Genomic DNA, 19,905 nt, shown 5'->3' on the forward strand with positions numbered 1-19,905 from the left:
GTCATTGCGAGGCGCGTAGCGGCGCGGCAATCCAGCGTTTGACGCATCGCTGGATTGCCGCGCTTCGCTCGCAATGACGATGCGCGGAGCAGGTGCATTCTCCCCCGGCGCGTCAATCCAGTGCGATCTTCCAGTCCCAACCCAGCGGATCACCGTCCATGATCTCGATGCCCTGTGCCGCCAGCGCGTCACGAACGCGATCGGACGTCGCGAAATCCTTCGCGGCGCGCGCCTGCCGACGCTCGGCGATCCGCGCCTCCACCTCATCCTCGCTCAGCACCGCATCGGCGGGACGGACGCGCAGATCGGCGCGGGTGAGCGACAACAGGTTCAGGCCAAGCACCTCGTCCATCCGCGCCACGGTCGCACGCGACTTCTGCGCGATCGCCTTGTCGAGCAGCGGCAGCGCCTTGGGCAGATTGAGATCGTCCGAAATGGCTTCGTCGAACGCATCGAGCAGCGCCCGATCGGGTTCGCCGCCATCATCGGCGAGCGCCGAGACGGCGATCACCCAGCGGCGCAGGCGCGTGAGCGCCGCGACCAGGCTTTCCGCGCTGAATTCGAGTTCCGAGCGATAATGCGCGGAAATGCACATCAGCCGATAGGCGAGCGGATGGATGCCCCGGTCGATCAGCGACTGGAGCGTGGTGAAGCCGCCCTTGGACTTCGACATCTTGCCGCCGCGATCGACCAGGAAATTATTGTGCATCCACCAGTTCGCGCCGGTGTTGGCGGTGCAGCTATGCGCCTGGTTTTGCGCGATCTCGTTGGGATGGTGGATTTCGCGATGGTCGATCCCACCGGTGTGGATATCGAACTGGTCGCCCAGATATTTGCGACTCATCACCGAGCATTCGAGATGCCAGCCGGGTGCGCCGCGCCCCCAGGGTGAATCCCATTCCATCTGCCGGTTCTCGCCCGGCGCGCTCTTGCGCCAGATCGCGAAATCCTGCGCATGGCGTTTGCCCGCCACCGGATCGATCCGGCTCTCGCCTTCATCGTCGGTGGTGCGCGCAAGCCGGCCGTAATCGGGAACCGTCGACACGTCGAAATACAGGCCCGTTTCCAGCTCGTAGCAATGGCGCGGGGCGATGTCGGTCGCGAATTCCACCATTTCGATGATGTGATCGGTCGCGACGGACCACAGGCTGGGCGGGCGGATGTTGAGATCCGCCAGATTGCGCTTGAACGCCTCGGTATAATGCGCGGCGATATCCCAGATGCTCTTGGCCTGCGCGCGCGCGGCGGCCTCCATCTTGTCGTCGCCGGCATCGGCGTCGGACGTCAGATGGCCGACATCGGTGATGTTGATGATGTGCGTGAGCTGCCAGCCCTTCCAGGCGAGCACGCGGCTCAGCGTGTCGGTGAAGACATAGGCGCGCAGATTGCCGAGATGGGCGTAGTTATAGACCGTTGGGCCGCAGGAATAGACGCGCACATGATCGGGATCGATCGGCGCGAACGGCCGGGCCGCGCGCGTCAGGCTGTCGTAGAGAATGAGCGATGCGCCTTGGGTCATGGTGCGAGCCAATCCCCGCAAAACGCGTCCGCGTCAACCATGGTGACGCCGGGTCTCACGGCGGGGAGGGGGGCGGTTTCGCCGGTGGCGGGGCAGGGCAGTCGCCTTGCTTCGCCGGATCGCAATCCTGCGCGATCCAGAGATCGTCATTGCCCGATCCCGTCACGGGTTCGTCGATCAGCGGCTGATAGCCGAAGCTGTCGACGTCCTCGATCTCGATCTGCGCGATCCGCAACCCTTCATCGACATCGGTTTCGACGGGCCCTTCGATCCGGTCGCGCGTCGGTGTGTCCACGATCCGGTCCGGCGTCGGCGTGGGTGTCGGGGTAGGCGTTGGCGTCGGAGTTGGTGTTGGTGTGGGTGTCGGGGTAGGCGTTGGTGTCGGTGTCGGTGTCGGTGTCGGTGTGGGGGTAGGCGTCGGAGTGGGCGTTGGTGTGGGAGTCGGCGTTGGTGTGGGAGTAGGCGTCGGCGTGACGCAGTTGCCTGCGGCGGTGATCACGCAGCCGTTGATTGTCGATCCGGCGGCGAAACCCGACGCGGATGGCGCGGGCTGGCCGTTGATGGTGACGTTGGGGATGGTGTCGAGGCCGGTGATCGGCGTGCCGCCGGCCGGAACCACGTGTCCGTTGATCGCGATATGCGGGGTTGCGCCTTGCGCGGTGGCGATCGCGATGCCGCTGGCCCCAGCCGTGAAGCCGCGCCGTTGGGCATAGGCGGTGCCGGCGCCGCTGTTCTGAATGTAGAGGCCGTTGCTCACCGTGAAGCGCAGGCCGCGCGCGCGCAGCATGCCTTGGTCGATCGTCGCGCCGTCATTGCTGCCCAGCCGCGTATCGATCGCGGCGATGTCGTCGCTGGCGAGCACGGTCTCGGTGGCGCCCGCCGAAGCCGCGATGATGTCGCCCGCCGAGAGCGCGATCGTGCCGCCCAGCGCGTCATTGGGCCCGCGCACGTCGATCGATCCGGTCGCGGCGTCGATGGCGATGAGTTCGCCGGCCTGGATGGCGAAGGCGTTGGCGTCGCCGGCGCCGGTCATCGCGACCGCGCCGTCCAGGCGGACCCGGCCGGTCGTGCGGATGGTGAAAGCGCCCTGCGCGCCAAGCTGGCCGACAGGGGCGTTGGCGCGGCTGGCGATTGTCATCGCGCCGACGATCACATCGGGCGCGTTGGTGCCGCTTGCGGCGGTGCGCGGGGCGATCAACGTGATGTCGTCGCCAAAGACCCTGCCCAGTTCGTCGGCGGACAGGCTGTAACCGTCGGTGGTCGAAGCGCCGCCATAGAAGCTCCGCCGCGTATCGTCGCTATTGCTCAGTTCCACCAATGTCGTCGTGCCCACCGTGCCGATCCGGCCGCCGCCGGCGATCGCAATGTCGCCCGACGCGATCTTGACGGTGTCGCCGGTGGCGAGCGTACTGACCGTCGTGCCGCCCTTGGACGCGAGCGCCAGAGCGCCGTCCGCCTGAACACTGCCGACGGTCAATGCGCCGCCACTGCTCGTCAGTTCGATATCGCCGCTCGCCGTGCCGCTGTTGACGGAGAGGGCGCCGCCCGCGAGCACGCTGAGCCCGCCCGCGGTCGCCTGCGCCGAAAGGAGCGTCAGATCCTTGGTCGCGGTCAGGTCGATCGATTTGCCCAATGCCGTGACCTGGCCCGCCGCGACAAGGTCGGTCGAGACGGTGACCGCACCCGCTTCCGCCTTCAGCGTGACGGGGCCGCCCGCCTGGATGGTCTTCACCGCCAGGCCGGTATCGGCGATCTGGCTCATCGCGCCGGCGCCGGTGGTCTTGGCCGTGTCGATCGTCGCGCTGCCGTCTAGATCGACCGAAAGCGCTCCCGCGGCGCTCAGTATGCCCGCGGTCAGGCTGGCGCTGCCGGTATCGGTGATCGCGATGTCGCGCGTGGCGACCGCGCTGTCGATCTTGATCGCCTGACTGCCGAGCGCCGCGATCGAAAGATCAGCTGCCGTGCTGCCGACACCTGCATTCGCGGACGCGATGGTGATCGCACCCGGCGCGCTGATCGTGACACCGCTTTTGCCGGTGATCGTCCCGGCATCGATCGTCGATGTCGTCGATACGAGCTGGGCGATTCCGCCCGCATCGACCTCTTCGGCGAACAATGCGGTGTTGGCCTTAAGCGTGATTGCATCGCCGGCCGTCAGGCTCGTCGCATTGAGCGTTCCCGTGGTCGCTGTGGCGAGAATATCGTCATCGACCAGGATGGTGCCGAGCGTGATCGTCGGCGCGCTTGCCTTGAGGAAATCGGAGGCGCCGCCATTGCCGGTGAGCGAGCCGAGCGACAGCGTGCCGCCGGTCGTCGCGATATCAAGGCCCTTGGTCACCGCATCGCCGATCGCCAGGCCGTTCGCTGCGCGGATCGTGGCGGTCGATGGGCCGCTCAGCCGCAGCAGGTTGGAGATCGCGACCTCGCCGGGCACCGTCAATATGCCGGCCCCAGTGATCACGCCGAGCGCGTTGATGCTGTTCAGCGGTCCGGATATGTCGATCGTTCGAACGCGGAGGTCCCGGCCGACCGACAGGTCGAGATTGCGGTTCGAAAGCAGTGAAAGATTGGCGCCGGTTATGTCTCGGCCCGCGATCAGCGAGACGATCTCGCCTCGCAGCGTGCGATCGGGCGGGCCGCCGACGCCGACGATGTCGCGCCCTGCGTGCATGCGCAGTTGGCCGCTGGCGTTCACCGTGCCGCTGATCAGTATGTCGACCGGCGCATAGGTGCCGACCAGTTCGATCGGATCGACGCCGGCGGTGATGTCGATCGAACCACCTGTCAGCGGCGTGCCGCTGGCCGGTCCGGTCGTGCGCGCATTGGTGATGGCGACGGTGCCGAGCGCATGGACACCCAGGGTATCGACGGCGCGCAGATCGGCGGCGATAATGTTGCCCGTGCGTGCGCGAACGGTCAGGCTGGCGCCGGCGCTGACGATCGTGCCGGTGCCGGCGGTGAAATTCTTGCCGGCGTCGAAGACGGCGGAACCGCTGGTGATCGACGAAGCGTTCGGCGTGGTCTGGCTGCCATGGCTTACGGTGATATCCCCCCCGGCGAAGACGCTGGCCGTGCCGCCGATGGCGAGCGTGCCGTTGCCGGCGATGGCGAAGCTGGCATTGCCGCCCGTTTCGACCGAGAAATCGCCAGTAACCGGCAATGGGGCGCCCGCGCTTTCGAACTGGAAGCCTTTGCCCGCAGCCCCGCTGCCCAGGGCTTCGGCCAGGACGCTGGCGATCTTCACCGATCCGTTCGGGCCATTCGCCGGATCGGCGAGCCGGGCGAGGCCGGCGACGGCATTGGGCCCGGGAGAGCCGCCGATCAGCCCGCCATTCCCGTTGGCGCGGAGGCTGAGCGCACCGACGGTGCGACCGTTCGGGGCCACCGGATCCGAGCCCTGATTGACGAATTGCGCCGTCCCGCCGGTTCCTGCGCCATTCTCCGGCTGGGTGCCTTTGGATACGGGCTGGGCATCGCCCGCGACGCCGGATGCATCGAGCGCGAGTATGTTGATCGCATAGCTTGCGTTGTTCGCCAGCACCTGCGCAAGCCCGCCGGTGCCCGAGCCTCCGGCGCCCGGCGCAACATCCTCGTTCCCGCTGAAGCCACCCAGGCCGCCGGATCCCTGGGCATATAGCCCCGTCGCCGCCGCCGTCACCTTGGCGCCGCCGAGCGCCAGGGTCACGGTTCCGCCGGTGCCGTCGCCGCCGTTGGATGCCGGGTTGAGGCCGATTCCATCTCCGCCGGCGCCACCGTTGCCGAGCGCGGAGAGTTGCAGCAAGTCGGTGATGACGCTGCCGCTGGTCGCGGTGAAGCTGACTGTGCCGCCGATGCCGTCGCCGGCAAAGCCAGCATATTCCTCGGTGGTGTTGGGACTGATCGCCATACCGCCGTTGCCGCCCGCCGCCGCGAACATGGTATCGACGTCCACCGTGCCGCCATTGACGGTGATGCCGATCGTCCCGCCCTGGCCGATGCCGGCGGCCAGAAGACCGCTCTCTGTCGGCGATTCCACGGCATGGCCGCCGAAACCATGGCTGCTCGCCGAGATCTCGTTGCCGATCAGCGTGCCGCCCGAAGATGTGATGTTGATCGTGCCGCCCTTGCCCAGTCCGCCACTGCCTGTCGCGTAGGGCACGCCTTCGTCGGTGAAATTGGCGGCACCGCTGACGTCGATGAAGATCCGGTCGAAATCGATTCCGGCCTTGGTTCCGCCCGCCTGCGTCTGCACGGTCGCCGTTCCACCCTGGCCGGTGCCCGGTGTACCGCCGCTGTTCCGGCCCGCCTGGCCGCTCGCGGTCATGGTGAGGGTGTTCGCCGCTTGGATGCTTCCGCCATTGGCCAGCAATGCGACGGTTCCGCCGATACCGTCCGCGCCCTGCGTGCCCGATCCGCCCTTGCCGTTGGCGGAAAGAGTCAGGAAATTCGAGAATTTGGCGGCCCCTTCGATCCCCGCGGCATCGCTTGCGGTCAGGCTGACATTGCCGCCCGTGGTCGCGCCGATCGATATGCTCGGCAGTTCGGTGCCGAAGGCGTTCGCATCGGCGGTGAACTGGCCGGTCTGTGCGGTCAGTGTGCCCCCGGCAACGGAAACGGAGACGGTGCCGCCCTTGGTGGTGCCGGCCTTGGTCGGCAACAAGTCCGCCGCGAATGCCCAATCGATGCTGGCCGATCCGGAGAGGGCCGAATTTACATCCAGCAGCGCGCCGTTGGTCGCCTGGATCTGGACGGTGCCCGCCTGGCTCGATCCCGATGCGGTGCCCGCGATCCGGCTGAGCGCGTTGGACTGGACGGTAACGTTTCCACCCGATTTGAGCGACACGCCACTTCCTGAGACGGCCAGGCGCGCGATGCTCGACGCGCCGTTCGCGATGCCGTTGGCGCCGGTGCCGGAGCCTGCGCCGCCAGTGGAGCTCGCATCGATCGCGACGGCGCCGGTCGTGGTCGTGCCGCCACTGGCGACGAATTCGGCCAGTCCGCCCGTACCGTCGCCACCACTGCCGGTGATGCCGGCATTGGCGCCCATGCCCTGGGCCAGGACATCGACCTCTCCCAGCGACAATGTGCCGCCCTTGTTCAGGATCTGCGCGGTGCCACCCTTGCCGTCGCCGCCATCACCCGAACTGGTCAGGCCGAAACCCTGTGCTTCGACGGTCGTGGCGCCCTGGACGGTCAGGATCGGGGCGGGGCCGCCGCCGTCGAGCTGGAGCGTCGCGATGCCGCCGATGCCGTCTCCCCCCGGCGTCAGGGCGATGCCGCTGGCCTTGATGTTGAGCAGGCCGGCGATATCGACCTTCGCGGCGTTGTCGAGCGTGCCCGACTCGGCGTTGGTGACACCAAGGCGCAGGCTGGCCGAAATCGGCGATATCAGCGAGAGATCGCCCTTGGCGACGATGCTCTCGTCGAGATCCGCGACCATCGAAACGCCCTTGGCGCCGGTCAGCGAGGCATCCCCTTCGAACAGCAGCTTGGTGCCACGCGATGGATTGGCGTCGATCGTGCCGGTGGTGACGCCGACAAGGTCGGAACCGAAGGTGGCGGTGCCGATCTTGATGTCGACCGATTTGGTGGTGTCCGCGATGGCGGCGATGCCGGTGCCCGCAATGTCGGCGATGTCGTAGCCGCCCGAGAGGATCACGCCGCCCTTGGTCGCGGCGGCGCTTGCCGCCGAGGTGCCGAGCGAGCCGCCGACGAGCATGGTGATCGCGTTGTTCTTGGGGAGGGCCGCGACATAGACGCGCTGCGCGCCATCGAACGGCCCGCCGGAATTCGGCGCCTGGCCGCTGACGCCGCTATGGACGATCGCCTCCGACATCGTCGTGCCGGTGATCATGTTGATGTCGAACAGGCCCTGGTTGATCGTCACATCGACTTCCTCGGCCGCGATCATCGCGACCGATCCGTCGATATGGATCGTCCCGCCCTGGACGACGCGCGGCGCGACCAGCGCGACATAGGCGCTGGTGCCGTTGGTGGAGATGAACGCGCCCGGCTGGACGACGACGGAGGCGGTGCTGCCGGCCGTGGCCCGGAATGGGATGCGGCCGCCGGGACCGAGATTGATCTTGCCGTCGGGCTCGCCGCTGTTGGGCGTGTAGGAGATATTGTTGGCGGAGAGGACGAGGTTGCCGACCGCGAAGAGCGAGCCATTGCCCGCGATCAGGCCCGACGGGCTGTAGAACCAGATGCTGCCGCCGACATTGTTGCCGACGCGGCTGAACACATCGCCGTTCAGGGCAACCGGCCGGTTGCTGTTCGGCAGGATGCGGTTGAGCACGGTATAGTCGAAGTCGGCGCCGAACTGCACCGTCGCGTTGGCGGGCAGGAAATCGATGGGGCCGCCAAAGGGCACATTGTCGGTCGGTGTCCAGTTGATCACGACCTGGGGTGTGGCGACCGTGATGAAATCATAGGGATTGCCATTGATCTCCGAGTTGGTGATGCCGGCTTCCCCGACCACGATCTGCGGCGTGCCCCTGAACGCCTGACCATAAGCCGACGAGGCGATGCCGAGCGCAAGCCCCATCGCGCAACTGGTGAGCAGCGGCGTGAGGATGCGCGAAAAGGGGGCTGCTTTCGGCATGGCGTTACGCTCCAGCGAGGCGGGCTTGCTCATCATCGTGTCCAGGGCAGCAATTTGACGGTCAGGGACATCAGGAAACGGATAGCGCCCTTGTCGGCCTGAAGGCCGGTGCGGCGCAGCGGCGCGGCGAGCACGGCATCGAAGCGGGCATGGTCGCCCCAGGCGGCGCGCAGGCCCGCGCCCGCCGAGAACAGCCGCTGCGGATCGCGCGGATAGGGCGCGAACAGCCGATCCTCGTTCCAGACCCAGGCGGCGTCAAAAAAGGCGAAGGGCTCGATCGCGACGCCGTCGATCTTGCGGGGCACGAGGCTGCCGACGCGCAACTCGGTCTGGATGCCGATGCCGCTGTCCCCCGTCAGCGTGCCGGGATCATAGCCGCGCCCGATCGTATAGTTGCCGGCCGAGAACTCCTCGAAGCTGAGCAGCGGATTGTGCGACCATTGCACGCGCGGAGACACCGCCAGCGTGATGCCGGGGCTGGGCCGCAACTCGCCATAGGCGGTGGCGCGCATCACCAGGGCGGTCGGATCACCCTCCACCCGGCTGATGCCGACATTGGGGGGCAGGCAGTTGACGAAGGTCGCGCCGCACGGCTTGCTCGCGCCCAGGATCGACAGACCCTGGCGCATCTCCAGCGATCCGCCGAAGCGCCAGCGCGGCTCGCGCGCGGAAAAGCCGCGAATGCTGGAAATGCTCTCCGGATCGATCAGGTCATAATCGAGCCGGGCGAAAAGCACGCGCAGCCTGTCGCGATTGAGCAGGACGCCGCCGAAGCGGATATCCTGATCGGCATAGTCGATGCCGCCGCCCGCATAGACGTTGGCCGACTGGCTGCGCAGCACTGGATAGGTGGCGCGCAGCGTCGCGATCAGCGTCCGGGTGCGGAAATCGGCGCCGGGGCCGAGCGACGGCCGCGTCCAAGCATAGGTGAAGTCTCCACCCAGCGTGAGCCCCTCACTGCCCGCGCGGAAGCTGTGCGAGGCCTGGACGACATGCTGTTCCTGGAAATCGGCGGTGGTATAGTAGCTGAGCGTCGAGGTGTCGCCCATGCCCGTCAGCCCGTTGAAGCGGGCGCGGATCATCCCGCCGAAACGGCCGACGTCGCGCGATCCGTAATTCTGGATGTTGGCGTCGATCTCGACCGGTGTGTAGGTGACCGCGACCTCGCCGACGACCTCGCCGGGCCTAGTGCCCGCCGGCCGCAAGGTCAGTCGCGCGTCATAGCCCGGTATGTCCTGGACGAGCAGCAGATAGCGTTCGGCCTCATGCGTGTTGAAGACGGGTTGGTCCTGCAGCTTGCGCAACTGGCGTTCGATCACCGCCTCCGCACGGCCGGCATCGCCGCGCACCTGGACGCGGACGAGCTTCGCCATCAGCACGTCGAACCGCGCGACGCCATTGTCGTCGATGCGCTGCGGCGGCACCTGCACCGCGGCCAGATAGCCCTGGCGGCGCAGCATGGTGGCGGCGCGATCGCGGATCTCGCACAGCGCGGCGACGGGCACGCTGCGGCCCGCATAGTCCGCCCAGGCCGGGCGCAGCGTTTCGGGCGCGACGACCGAAAGCCCGTCGAACCGGACATCGGAGAGCGTGACGTTGACGCCGGCGAAGCGCGGATCGGCCAGCGGGCAGGGCGCGCGTTCGACGTCCCCCTCCACCGTCACACGGTTACGGCGGTCGCGATCGATGCGGTCGACGCCGCCGCGCTCGATCTGGTCTCGGGTGGGGGCCGGGGGAGGCGGCGTCTGGGCAAGCGCCGGCACGGACAGGGCAAGCGTGCTGAGCAGGGGGACCGACAACAGACAGGCGGACCGCGACAACAGCATGAGCATGCCCCCAAAAGGCCGCCCGGTTCCCGGTCTTTTCCGCTGCCCCGTCCGTTGGCCGCTGGCACCGGACGATGGGCGGCGGCAAAGGCTGAAAAGCCGCGGCCGTCCAAACTTCGTTACCAGGGGCCGAAACGCGCCCCGGAAACCGGCATTGGCGCGGGCGCTTGCCGCCTCGTCCCCTTTGCCTCCCCTGCGACCAGCGGGATCGAAACAAGCCCGCGAAACCGCGCTTTTTTCAGTGCCATAGGCTATCAGCCGGCCCCTTCAAAGGCAAGGCGGAAAGCCCGATCCGCGCCCGTTCCTGCGGGTTCAGGATCTGGTTTCGTCGGTGCTGGTCGCGGTGATCAGCAAATCCCTTTGATCGCCGCAGCCCTTGCCGTCGAGCGCGGTGTAGGTGGCGACCGGATCGGTGACGGGCGTGCCCAGCATGGCGAAACGCAGCTTGACCGGCTTGGCCAGTCCCGCGCCGCTCAGCGTATAGCTGTGTCCATCGGCGATGGGCAGCGTCGCGGCCGGCCAGGGCACGTTGTTCTGGCCCATCGCGAAGGCGATATTGCTGCTCTTGCCGCCCTGATCGGTGATGGTGAGCGTCGCCGCCTGCTGCATGTCCGGCCGCCAGAGCTGAACCGCCGTGGCGTCGGCAACGCAGAAGGTGGCGCCGCGTTCGATGTCGACGAACCACAGGCTGGGCGGCAGCACGCGTTGGCCGAGCGTGCGCACCGCCCCGGTGCGAGCGCGGCGGCGATTCTGCGTCGCGACCAGCGAGGCGAAGCTCTGATTGGCCGTGGCCGACGATGCCTCCGCGCCGAAATTGCCGGGGCCGCTGAGCGTGCGGGTGCCGCGACTGTCGAGCACGGTCAGGCTGTCTCCCTTGGCCAGCACGATCTTCGCGCCGGGCGCGAGCGACTTGCCGACGGGATAGCTCTTCGCCGAAGGACCCGTGGATTTGACGACGATGGTCTGCGCGATCGCCGCGCCGCCAAGCCCCAATGCGCAGGCCAGCACGATCGTGCCGCGCCTCATGATCGCATCAGTCGAGAACATAGTGACCTCCTGGTTCGGCATGTTTCAAACGATACACCAGATTGCCGAGCGCCGCATCGTCGGGATGGGAGGATGCGAAAGCCTCCAACTCGTCGAGCGCCGCCAAGTCACCTTGCGATAGCCGATTCATCATTGACCTGAAGTGACCGAGATCACTGGCGGCCATATCGGGCACGGGCTCGAAGATCTCGACGGGCTTGGCGCGCCCGCGCAGGACGACGCGGCCCATCGGCCGCCACCAGTCCAGATTCGATCGCTCCACCGCCTCGCGGCTGGCCATCATGCCGGCCTTGAGCTGCTTGTTTCCCGATTCGATGCGCGACGCGGTGTTCATGCTGTCGCCCAGCGCCGTGTACTGGATGCGCCCTTCGCCGCCGAAATTGCCGACGATCGCCTCTCCGAAATGCAGGCCCACGCGCGTCTTGCCGATCGGGGGAACCCCTTCCGGCGCGCTGTTGCGAAATGCTTCACCGGCCTGCCACATCGCATAGGCGGCGCGCGCGGCGCGTTCGCCATCGTCGGGGCGCGAGATCGGCGCGCCCCAGAAAGCGACGACGGCATCGCCGACGAACTTGTCGATGGTGCCGCCATGATCGAGCACGACGTCGCTCAGCATGTCGAGATAGCGGTTGAGCAGCAGCGCGACCATTTCCGGCGCGATCGCGTGGCTCAGCTTTGTAAAGCCCTCCAGATCGGTGAAGACGACGAAGATCTCGCGCTTCTCGCCATGAAGCGCCAGTCGTTCGGGATCGGCCAGGATTTCGGTCGCGATGTCGCGCGGCAGATATTTGCCGAGCGCCGATTGCGCGAACTTGCGCTGTTCCGATCCGATCGCGCGCGCTGCCGCACCGACGGCGGCAAAGGCGATCACCCAGCCGACGAGCCAGCCGAAGACGGGCAGGCCCTGGGTATCGATCATGCGCGCATGGAGCATGAAGGGCAGGATGGTGATGGCCGCGCCCTGAACGGCGAGCGCGGCGCTGAGCCGCCACCAGGCCCCGCCGATCAGGCTGGAGAGTGCGCCCGCGATCACCGCCACCATCGCCGAAAGCCAGAGCACCCAGCCGGGGATGCGGGCATAGCCGGCGCCGTCGAGCAATTGGGAGAGGATGTTGGCGTGCACCTCCAGCCCAATCATCGTTGCGCCGGTCAGGCCGCGCAGCGGCGTCTCGAACTTGTCGAAATCGAAGATGTCGCCGCCGATCAGCACATATCGGTCCCGGATCAGATCGGCGAATTGCGGCACCACCGCTTCGCCGGCGAACAGGTCTATCGGCAGCTTGTTGTAGACGGGGTAATCCGCGAGCTTCGGCGCTAGGAAACGGATGCTGCCGGTATAGCGCCGGGATTCGGGATGCACGGGGGTGAGCGCGTTGGCGAGCAGCGGCGGCACGCTGGCGGGCTGGGCCGGCCAGCTTCGCACGACATTGTCGTTATCCACCTCAAGCCGGATGCTCGCGGGTTTCACTTTGGGGCCGGCGATCGCGCGCTGGAACGCGTCCAGGAATTGCTGCTGGCCATATTCGATATTGCCGGCATTGGTGTCTGCCGAAGCATAGGCGAGATAGGTCGGCGTTCGCATCGACCGGAACGCCTCGACCAGTTCGGCATCTTCATCCTGTTCCTGATCGATCAGGATATCGATACCGATCGCCTTGGCACCCATCGCGTCGAGATTGCGGAGCGCGCGCGCCAGCGTGGCGCGATCGAGCGGCGAGCGCTTGCGCGTCGCGATCAGCGTCTGATCGTTATAGACGACCATGACGATGCGATCGTCCTTCTCCACGCGCGGCACGGTGGCCACGACGCGCAGATCGTAGAGCGCGCGTTCGGCGGCGGGCGTCAGCAGCCGCAGATCCCAGCTATGGCGCGCGATCAGCAAGGCGGCGATCAGGAACAATGCGGTGGCGGCGGCGCGCGCCGGGCGCACCTTGCGCACCAGCCGCGCCGTCCGCACCAGCGGCGGGCGTTTCGCCGTTCCTGCCATATCCTCCCCCATCAGGCGTTCAGCGCTTGACGATCAACTGCTGCGCGCCGTCCCCGATGATGGCGAAGCCCGACCAGTAATAGGGATGCGATGTGGCGGCCTCGTCCATCAGCCCGCGTTCGGCATCCTTCATGGCGAACGCGATCGGGCGGCCGGCGCCCCCTTCGAACAGGCCGGCGATCAGCCGTCGCGTGGCGTTGAAATCGTCTGGCGCGGGCCAGTGGCTGGCGATCACCGATCGCCCGCCCGCGCCGATGAATGCGCGCACCAGCCCGTCGAGCGCGGAGCCCCCGCCGGTGGTGACGCCGGCTTCGCGCGTCGCGTCGCGGCTGGCTTCGCCGGCGGTGTCGCAGGCGGAAAGGATCACGACATCGGCATCGATCTTCAGATCATAGATCTCGCGGAAGCTGAGCAGCCCGTCCGAATCGCCGCCGCCGAACGAGGTGAGCAATGCGGGGCGGGCGGGGCATTCGGGGCGGGGCGCCGTGACCAGGCCGTGGGTCGCGAAATGGAGGATGCGATAATCGGCCAGATCGGTGCGGCCGCGCACGGCGGTATCGGTGAAGGCGTTGCCGGTGACGATCTGCGACGCGCCGGCGCCGACCTCCGCCGCGGCCTGCCGCAGTTCGGCGGCGGCGATCGGCTTGTTCCATTCGCTGAGCGGCCAGGCGCAATCGATCGCGGCGGACGGATCGGGCGAGCGCGTCGCGGATGCCGGGACCAGTGCGCCAGAGGCGGGGGCATTGTCCCCAAAGCCGATATATTGATGCGCGGCGGCGGAGGCGGGGGTGCGACGGGTGTCGCGGAACGCACGCGCGGAAACGGCGGTGCTCACCGCGTGGCGGCGGCCCAGCCAGTCGATGCCGCGGAAATCGAATTCGTCGGCATTGGGATCGGCGGTGCGCGCCAGATAGGCGTCGACGCCCGCCTGATCGGCGATCAGCAGGTTGACCGGCAGGCGCAGCATCGCGCCATCGGGCTCGAAGATCAGGTGCTCGACCGATGCCAGCCGCTGCGCCACCGGATCGAACAGATCCGAATAGAGCGATCGCGCCAGCTTCACATCGAACGGATAGGTCATGTTCTGTCCGTTCTCGATCGTCGAGATCGTGTCGCGCAGCCCACTGACCTTGGCATCGAGCGTGGTGGCGGAGATCGGCAGGCGCCAGGCGGTCGCCCCCCGGGCATCGAGATAGACGGCGTAGATATCGCGCCCGGCGATTGCCATCTTGTAATAGGCCTCACCCGGTTTCAGCGCCGCCTTCAGATCGTCGAGCGTCATCGCTTCGGTGGAGAGCGCGCGATATTGCGGATATTCGGAGAGGCGGGCGAAGGTGAGCGATTGCTGCTCCACCATCGTCTTCAGATCGGCATCGCGCGCGGCGATCAGATCGCGCACCGATGCATCGGGATTGCCGATCTGGCCGAGCCGCGCCATCTCGATGCGCGTGCGCTCGATATCGCGCGAGAGCGTCACCGCCTGGCGGAACAGGCGCGCGGGCTCGCCGCCGCCATCGCGCAGTTCGCGCGCGAGCACGGCCTGGGTATCGGCGACACCCGGGCGGACAAGCGTCTGGCTGGCGAGGAACAGATCGGAGACCAGCGCGGGGCGGCTGGGCACCTGTTCGGCGAGCATCTGGAAATAGGGGGCGAGCAGATTGGCGAGGCCGGTGGTGTTGGCGCGGCTTTCGGTCGTGCTCGCCACCACTTCCCGGTACAGCGTCATCGCCTCGTCGCGCTTGCCGCGACGGACGAGAAAGGCGGCGAGCCGCGCGCGTCCGCCGTTCATCGCGGTGGTTTCGGGATAGCTGGTGCGCAGCAGATCGAGCGCACGGCGCAGCAGCGCCTCCGCACTGCCGAAATCGCCCCGATCCTCATGCGTCAGCGCATTCTCCGCCATGATCTGCGCGCGCAGCCGGGTGATCGATGTGACGCGGCCCTCGCGGATCGCGGTGGCGTCCGCCAGGGCCTTGTCGAGCATGGCGCTGGCGGGCGCGGGATTGCCCTGCAGGCGCAGTACGGTGGCGCGAAGCTGCAAGGCCTGCGCATCGAGGATGGCGACGCGTTCCTCCGGAGAGAGCATCGCCGATTGGGTGGCGCCTAGCCGGCGCGCGGCGGGCAGGCTGGAATTGATCTCGGCGGCGAGCGGCGCGCCGATCTCGACCGCGCCGGCGGTGGGGGCGAGCCCCGCGATCGGCGTCACCGGGCGGGCGAGCACCGCCGCTGCCTCGGCCAGCTTGCGCTGGTTGAGCAGGTGCAGCGCCTCGAAATTGCGGCGCAGGCGCGTCTGCACGGGATCGAGCGTGGGGATGCGGAGCGCCGCGGCGAACAGCGCGTCGGCTTCGGCGAACTCGCCCAGGTTCGATTTCTGCAGCGCCTGGTTGACGAGATATTCGTTGAGCCGCTGCTCGCGATTGGCGGGGGTATCGCGCGTGGCATCCTCCGCATCGAGGCGCGATTGCAGCGTGTCGAAGAATTCGGCGGCTTCGGCATAATTGCCGCTGTTGTTGCGGCGATAGCCCTCCGCCAGCGTTTGCGCGGGATCGAGCGCGCCGGCCTGGACGCGGGCGAAGGCGACGGGATCGGCAAGGCCGGTGGTGGCGACGCGGATTTCCCCATCGACGATGCGATCGGCGACGATGGTGCGCAGGCCCAGTTCCAGCGCGCTGTCATAGCCGGCAAGGCCCTGCGCCAGATAGGTGACGCGGCCGATGCGGGTGCGATAGATCTTGTAGCCGACATTGGCGTTGGCGAGCCGACATGTGGTGACGGAAACGGTGCCGAGATCGGCGACGGGCGCGCTCGCCTCGCCATCGCAGGTGACGGGCGTTTCCCGCGAGGCGGCAAGGCGGGCGGGGCCGTCCTCCGCGTCGCGCAGCGCATAGATCTGCCCGATCGGGCGCGCGGCATCGCGGCATACGATCGACCATGCGCGATCGAACATGCCGCGCGCGGCGGGGTCGGCATTCTGGCTCTGCATCTGGCACAGCGATCCGCCGGCATTGCCCAGGCGGAAACTGTCCTGAAGGCTGGGGCGCGCGCTTTGCGCGGGCGCGGCCGCCGGCATGGCGACAAGCGCGAACAGGGCGGATGGCACAACGAACGTCCGGGCGCGCAACACGTTTCTCCCCCTTCGGTCGCCCGGGGGGCCTGTATGGCCGTGCCTTCCGGTTAACCGATTGAATTGCGACCGTCAGATCCGGATTCGAATCGTGGAGAGGATACAACAGCCGGTCGCCAAGGCGAAGCGCGACGTTGGGGCAGCGTGAATGGATGGCGAGCGCCGCGAAATGCTGGCCAATGCCGCCGATAACGCGCGATCGGCGTGCGCGATGCAGCATAGCGGTTGACATCCCCGGCAGGCCCGCGCAGAGGAAGCGCCCTTCCGGCCCGATGGCGGAGTGGTTACGCAGAGGACTGCAAATCCTTGCACGCCGGTTCGATTCCGGCTCGGGCCTCCACTTCCTTAAATTGCGATGTTTCAGGCACGTGGGATTGCGGAGGTTGGGCGTGTGCGCTCGCTGCCCCTCTGTTATGATCTTCATACCAGTGCCAGCAATGCGCCGGCTAATCTCGACTGTTCAGCGGTCCTCAGGTGATCCCAAAACAGTCGCTGGTTCAGGCCGGCGGCTATTATGTGGGTAGCGGGCGTTCACGTCATCTCGAAGTATGAGCGGCCATGGGCGCGCTGCGCGAGGCGAATGAGAGGCGCTCGATCCACTTCCTCGATTTCAAAAGATGCCATCGCTGCTCCGCGCTGAACATCGTGGCGATCATGGGCCAACTTCCTTTGCTCGAGCTGAATAGCTCTGCTTGCCGCGCCGCCCTCGCTCTCCGCCAGTACATGGCGTGTAAGCATAACTGAGCGGCCTGTTTGAGCCGGCGGATTCGATCAAATCGTAGGTTGGGGTTCCGATCAGAAAGACTGAATAGCAGCGCTTACCGTATGAACGGTATCTGGCCATTGTATATCAATGTCCGCAATTGGACCGCTTGTCGGACGTTCGGTCCCTCGCTTGAAGCGCGGCGAATTATGCAAAATCACCGTAATATGAATTCATATCGGACCAAATTCCTGGGCGCCGTGGCGCTGATCCTGTTGTGGCCTCGGAGGGTCGAGTGCAAGAGATGGGCGAGCTTTCCCAGGGGGCACTGGCCGAACGATGATGCGCATGATCCAGACCATGATGGCGCTGCTTGCCATCGTTTTTACAAACGAAACAAATGCCTGCTCCTATGTTTCTCCACCAACTTCTAAGATCGCGAAGGAGGTAGCGGCAAAGGGGGTTCTGATCCGAGGGCGCATCATCCAGGTCTTCGATCCTGTAAAACGGCGGCCGGAAATCATTCGGGCACAGGAAATATTCGTAGGGAAGGGCAAGCCGAGGAATTTCGTGATCTATTCCTCGAAATCCGACTATGATTCCGCGCTCGAACTGCGCAGAAAAATGAAGAAGAAGTCCTATATACCTTCTCCCTGCTCGGGGATGGGGCCAGGCGGCTACGTGCTGGGGGAAAGCCTTGAAAGGCTGGTTCTCATGCCGGCGAAAGCCTCCAATGGCAAAGCTGTTGCCGGACAATGGTCGCACTCTTTTTGGGGTGGCAATGTATCAGGGGGAATGGGGCTGGATATGCTGGTGGTCGAAGCCAGGCGCCTTGGCCGATTCCAGAAGCCGCCACCGAGCGACCCCAGATCCAGATAGAGCGATTGCGAGTGCAGGTTCCGTCCATGACGCCGTCCGGGCTGCTGGTGAACGATAAACCAAAAGCTGATCCTGCGGCATTGGGCATATGCGCCTTCGCAAAGACCGTTTCCTGCTTCTTCAGGGGCAAGCTCGCCGAACTTGCCGTGCTTGATTCCACCCGGCTCCCTTGCATCGGACTTCACCCAAGTGCGATCACATTTCAGGGCGGTGGACCAGCTTGCACTTCGTCGATCAGCAGCAATTGCGCAATGTTGCCGCAATGTCGGTTTTTTACCTGACCTGTCATAGCTTTCCGAAGCGCCATGAGCCGATCGGCACCCATGGCGTGAAGGGGTGATCCGATACTTCCAAAATTTTTCTGTCTGCCGCGCGTAAGATCTTCCGTGCTTGCGCGACTATGCCTTGAGCGGAGGAAAATGGGCGGGGCGCGGCTGTAGCAGCCAAGGCAGCGGGATGCGCGCGATGCGGATGTCGCTCGCATCGGTGTCCGGTCGCTCCAGTGACGCGCCGCAGTGGTTCCAGATGCAGATGACGATATCAGTGCAATGACAAGAGGGAAGATATGAGAAAGCTTGCAGGCCCATTGTTGACGATGCTGACGTTCACCGCGCTTCCTGCGGCGGCCCATGCCCAGACCGACGCCAAGCCGGCGGCGGCGCCCGCGCGGCCGCCGCTGCCCGCGAACTGGACGCTGCCCGCGAACGCGAAGATCGCGGAACTGATCGACGCCCGCATCGCGCAACGGCCCGGCGAGGGGATCGTCGTCGGCGTGCTCGACCGGTCGGGCAGGCGGATCGTTGCGCGCGGTCCCGGAGGGAAGGCGGCGCCGTTCGGCGATCGCACCGTCCTGGAGATCGGTTCGATGTCCAAGATATTCACGGCGCTGCTGCTGGCCGACATGGCGGCGAAGGGCGAAGTATCGCTCGACGATCCGGCCGAGAAATATCTGCCCGCCGGCGCGAAGATGCCCGAGCGCAACGGCCGCAAGATCACGCTGCGCGATCTGGCCAACCAGCATTCGGGCCTGCCGCGGCTGCCCAGCAACATGCCCTTCGGTAATCTTGAAGACCCCTATGCCGACTATACCGAAGAGATGATGCTCGACTTTCTTGGCGGGTATCAGCTGACGCGCGATATCGGCAGCCAGTTCGAATATTCGAATCTGGGCGTCGGCCTGCTCGGCTATCTGCTCGGTCGTGCCGACCACAGCGATTACGAGACGATGATCGCGCGGCGGATCACCGGTCCGCTCGGCATGCGCGACACCGCGATCACGCTTTCGGCCGATCAGAAGGCGCGCTTTGCCCAGGGGCACGATGCCTATATGCGGCCCACCGGCCCCTGGAGCCTGCCGACGCTGGCGGGCGCCGGCGCGCTCCGATCGACGATCACCGATATGCTGATCTTTGTGAACGCCGCGATGAATCCGAAATCGCCGATCGCGCCGGCGATGAAGCTCGCGACCGCCGAGCGCTGGCCGCTCGGCGCGGCCGGCAGATCGATCGGGCTGGGCTGGATCATCGGCGAGCCGGCGCAAGGCCGGGAGACGCTGTTCCACAATGGCGGCACCGGTGGATTCCGGTCGGCGATGCTGCTGGAGCCGGGCAGGGGCAGCGCCGTCGTCGTGCTGACCAATGCGTCGGTCGAACCCTCCAGCGACGATCTCGCCTCGCACATCCTGCTCGGCACGCCGCTCCAGCCCCTGGTTCCCGTTCCGCCCGCGCCCGCGCCGCAGCCGGCACAGGCCGCGCGGACCGAGGTGACGCTGCCGCCCGCCGAACTGGAGCGCGTGATCGGCCGCTACGAATTCGCGCCCGGCGTCACGGTCGTCATCGCGCGCGAAGGGACGGGGCTGACGGCGCAACTGACCGGGCAGCCGGCCTTCCAGATCTTCGCGGAGGCGCCGCTCAACTTCTTCCTGCGCGTGGCGGACGCGCAACTGCGCTTCATCGCGGGGTCGGACGGGAAGGTGACGGGCATGACGCTGGTCCAGGCCGGCCAGTCACAGGAGGCCAAGCGCGTAGCGCCCTGAACGCAGGGGCGCGGCATGGGCGGGTGAATGCCTGCCCATGCCTGCGGCCAAGCGGCGCGGGGGCAGGCTGTTCCGACGCCATGGCCATTCGCCGACGCATCGTCCCTGCGGAAAACCGGTTCTCGCTTTTCCGCACCATCCTGCGGCGAGCGTCAAAATTCTACAATCCGGCGTTGCTGAGCGCTGATAGGCCCGATCGATCATA

The 19,905-nt window shown here is 66.6% G+C and carries 9 protein-coding genes and 1 tRNA gene; 4 read left to right on the plus strand and 6 right to left on the minus strand.

All coding sequences use genetic code 11. The features are described from left to right. Window positions 1–112 precede the first annotated feature (112 nt). The 6 genes from cysS to K7G82_RS10805 form a co-directional block, all read right to left on the minus strand. On the minus strand, window positions 113–1,519 hold the full coding sequence (cysS, locus tag K7G82_RS10780) for a cysteine--tRNA ligase (RefSeq protein ID WP_222989833.1): 1,407 nt from the start codon (window positions 1,517–1,519) through the stop codon (window positions 113–115). Window positions 1,520–1,574: 55 nt separating this feature from the next. Further along, complete coding sequence (locus K7G82_RS10785) at window positions 1,575–8,135, minus strand: beta strand repeat-containing protein (RefSeq protein ID WP_222989834.1); 6,561 nt, start codon at window positions 8,133–8,135, stop codon at window positions 1,575–1,577. Beyond that, complete coding sequence (locus tag K7G82_RS10790; RefSeq protein ID WP_246623404.1) at window positions 8,135–9,928, minus strand: ShlB/FhaC/HecB family hemolysin secretion/activation protein; 1,794 nt, start codon at window positions 9,926–9,928, stop codon at window positions 8,135–8,137. The genes K7G82_RS10785 and K7G82_RS10790 overlap by 1 nt, the downstream gene beginning before the upstream one ends. Window positions 9,929–10,240: 312 nt before the next feature. Continuing rightward, window positions 10,241–10,975, minus strand: coding sequence for a hypothetical protein (locus K7G82_RS10795; RefSeq protein WP_222989836.1), 735 nt, complete (start codon window positions 10,973–10,975; stop codon window positions 10,241–10,243). Next, a complete protein-coding gene (locus K7G82_RS10800; protein ID WP_246623405.1) occupies window positions 10,962–12,962 on the minus strand; it encodes an adenylate/guanylate cyclase domain-containing protein in 2,001 nt (666 codons plus the stop codon). Before K7G82_RS10800 ends, K7G82_RS10795 begins: the two co-directional genes overlap by 14 nt. A 19-nt stretch (window positions 12,963–12,981) precedes the next feature. After that, window positions 12,982–16,083, minus strand: a complete 3,102-nt coding sequence (locus tag K7G82_RS10805) for a CHAT domain-containing protein (RefSeq protein WP_343228559.1) — start codon at window positions 16,081–16,083, stop codon at window positions 12,982–12,984. 266 nt (window positions 16,084–16,349) lie between these two features. Between K7G82_RS10805 and K7G82_RS10810 the strand changes: the two genes are divergently transcribed. The 4 genes from K7G82_RS10810 (at window position 16,350) to K7G82_RS10825 (ending at window position 19,700) form a co-directional block, all read left to right on the plus strand. Beyond that, a tRNA-Cys gene (locus K7G82_RS10810) sits at window positions 16,350–16,423 on the plus strand. Between the two features lie 218 nt (window positions 16,424–16,641). Beyond that, window positions 16,642–16,827, plus strand: a complete 186-nt coding sequence (locus K7G82_RS10815; protein ID WP_222989838.1) for a hypothetical protein — start codon at window positions 16,642–16,644, stop codon at window positions 16,825–16,827. Between the two features lie 307 nt (window positions 16,828–17,134). Next, window positions 17,135–17,665 carry a hypothetical protein gene (locus K7G82_RS10820; protein ID WP_222989839.1) on the plus strand — a complete coding sequence of 177 codons (531 nt, stop codon included), beginning with the start codon at window positions 17,135–17,137 and terminating at the stop codon, window positions 17,663–17,665. A 565-nt stretch (window positions 17,666–18,230) separates the two neighbouring features. Next, window positions 18,231–19,700, plus strand: a complete 1,470-nt coding sequence (locus K7G82_RS10825; protein ID WP_222989840.1) for a serine hydrolase — start codon at window positions 18,231–18,233, stop codon at window positions 19,698–19,700. The last annotated feature ends 205 nt before the right edge of the window (window positions 19,701–19,905 follow it).

Source organism: Sphingomonas colocasiae (genome assembly GCF_019880585.1).
Classification (GTDB): domain Bacteria; phylum Pseudomonadota; class Alphaproteobacteria; order Sphingomonadales; family Sphingomonadaceae; genus Sphingobium_A; species Sphingobium_A colocasiae.

Excerpts from the sequence above, each read along its gene's own strand:
- K7G82_RS10815 (WP_222989838.1), top strand. The coding sequence starts at position 16,642 with ATGGGCGCGCTGCGCGAGGCGAATGAGAGGCGCTCGATCCACTTCCTC.
- K7G82_RS10795 (WP_222989836.1), bottom strand. The coding sequence starts at position 10,975 with ATGTTCTCGACTGATGCGATCATGAGGCGCGGCACGATCGTGCTGGCC.
- K7G82_RS10820 (WP_222989839.1), top strand. The coding sequence starts at position 17,135 with ATGATCCAGACCATGATGGCGCTGCTTGCCATCGTTTTTACAAACGAA.
- cysS (WP_222989833.1), bottom strand. The coding sequence starts at position 1,519 with ATGACCCAAGGCGCATCGCTCATTCTCTACGACAGCCTGACGCGCGCG.
- K7G82_RS10785 (WP_222989834.1), bottom strand. The coding sequence starts at position 8,135 with ATGAGCAAGCCCGCCTCGCTGGAGCGTAACGCCATGCCGAAAGCAGCC.
- K7G82_RS10825 (WP_222989840.1), top strand. The coding sequence starts at position 18,231 with ATGAGAAAGCTTGCAGGCCCATTGTTGACGATGCTGACGTTCACCGCG.
- K7G82_RS10790 (WP_246623404.1), bottom strand. The coding sequence starts at position 9,928 with ATGCTGTTGTCGCGGTCCGCCTGTCTGTTGTCGGTCCCCCTGCTCAGC.
- K7G82_RS10800 (WP_246623405.1), bottom strand. The coding sequence starts at position 12,962 with ATGGCAGGAACGGCGAAACGCCCGCCGCTGGTGCGGACGGCGCGGCTG.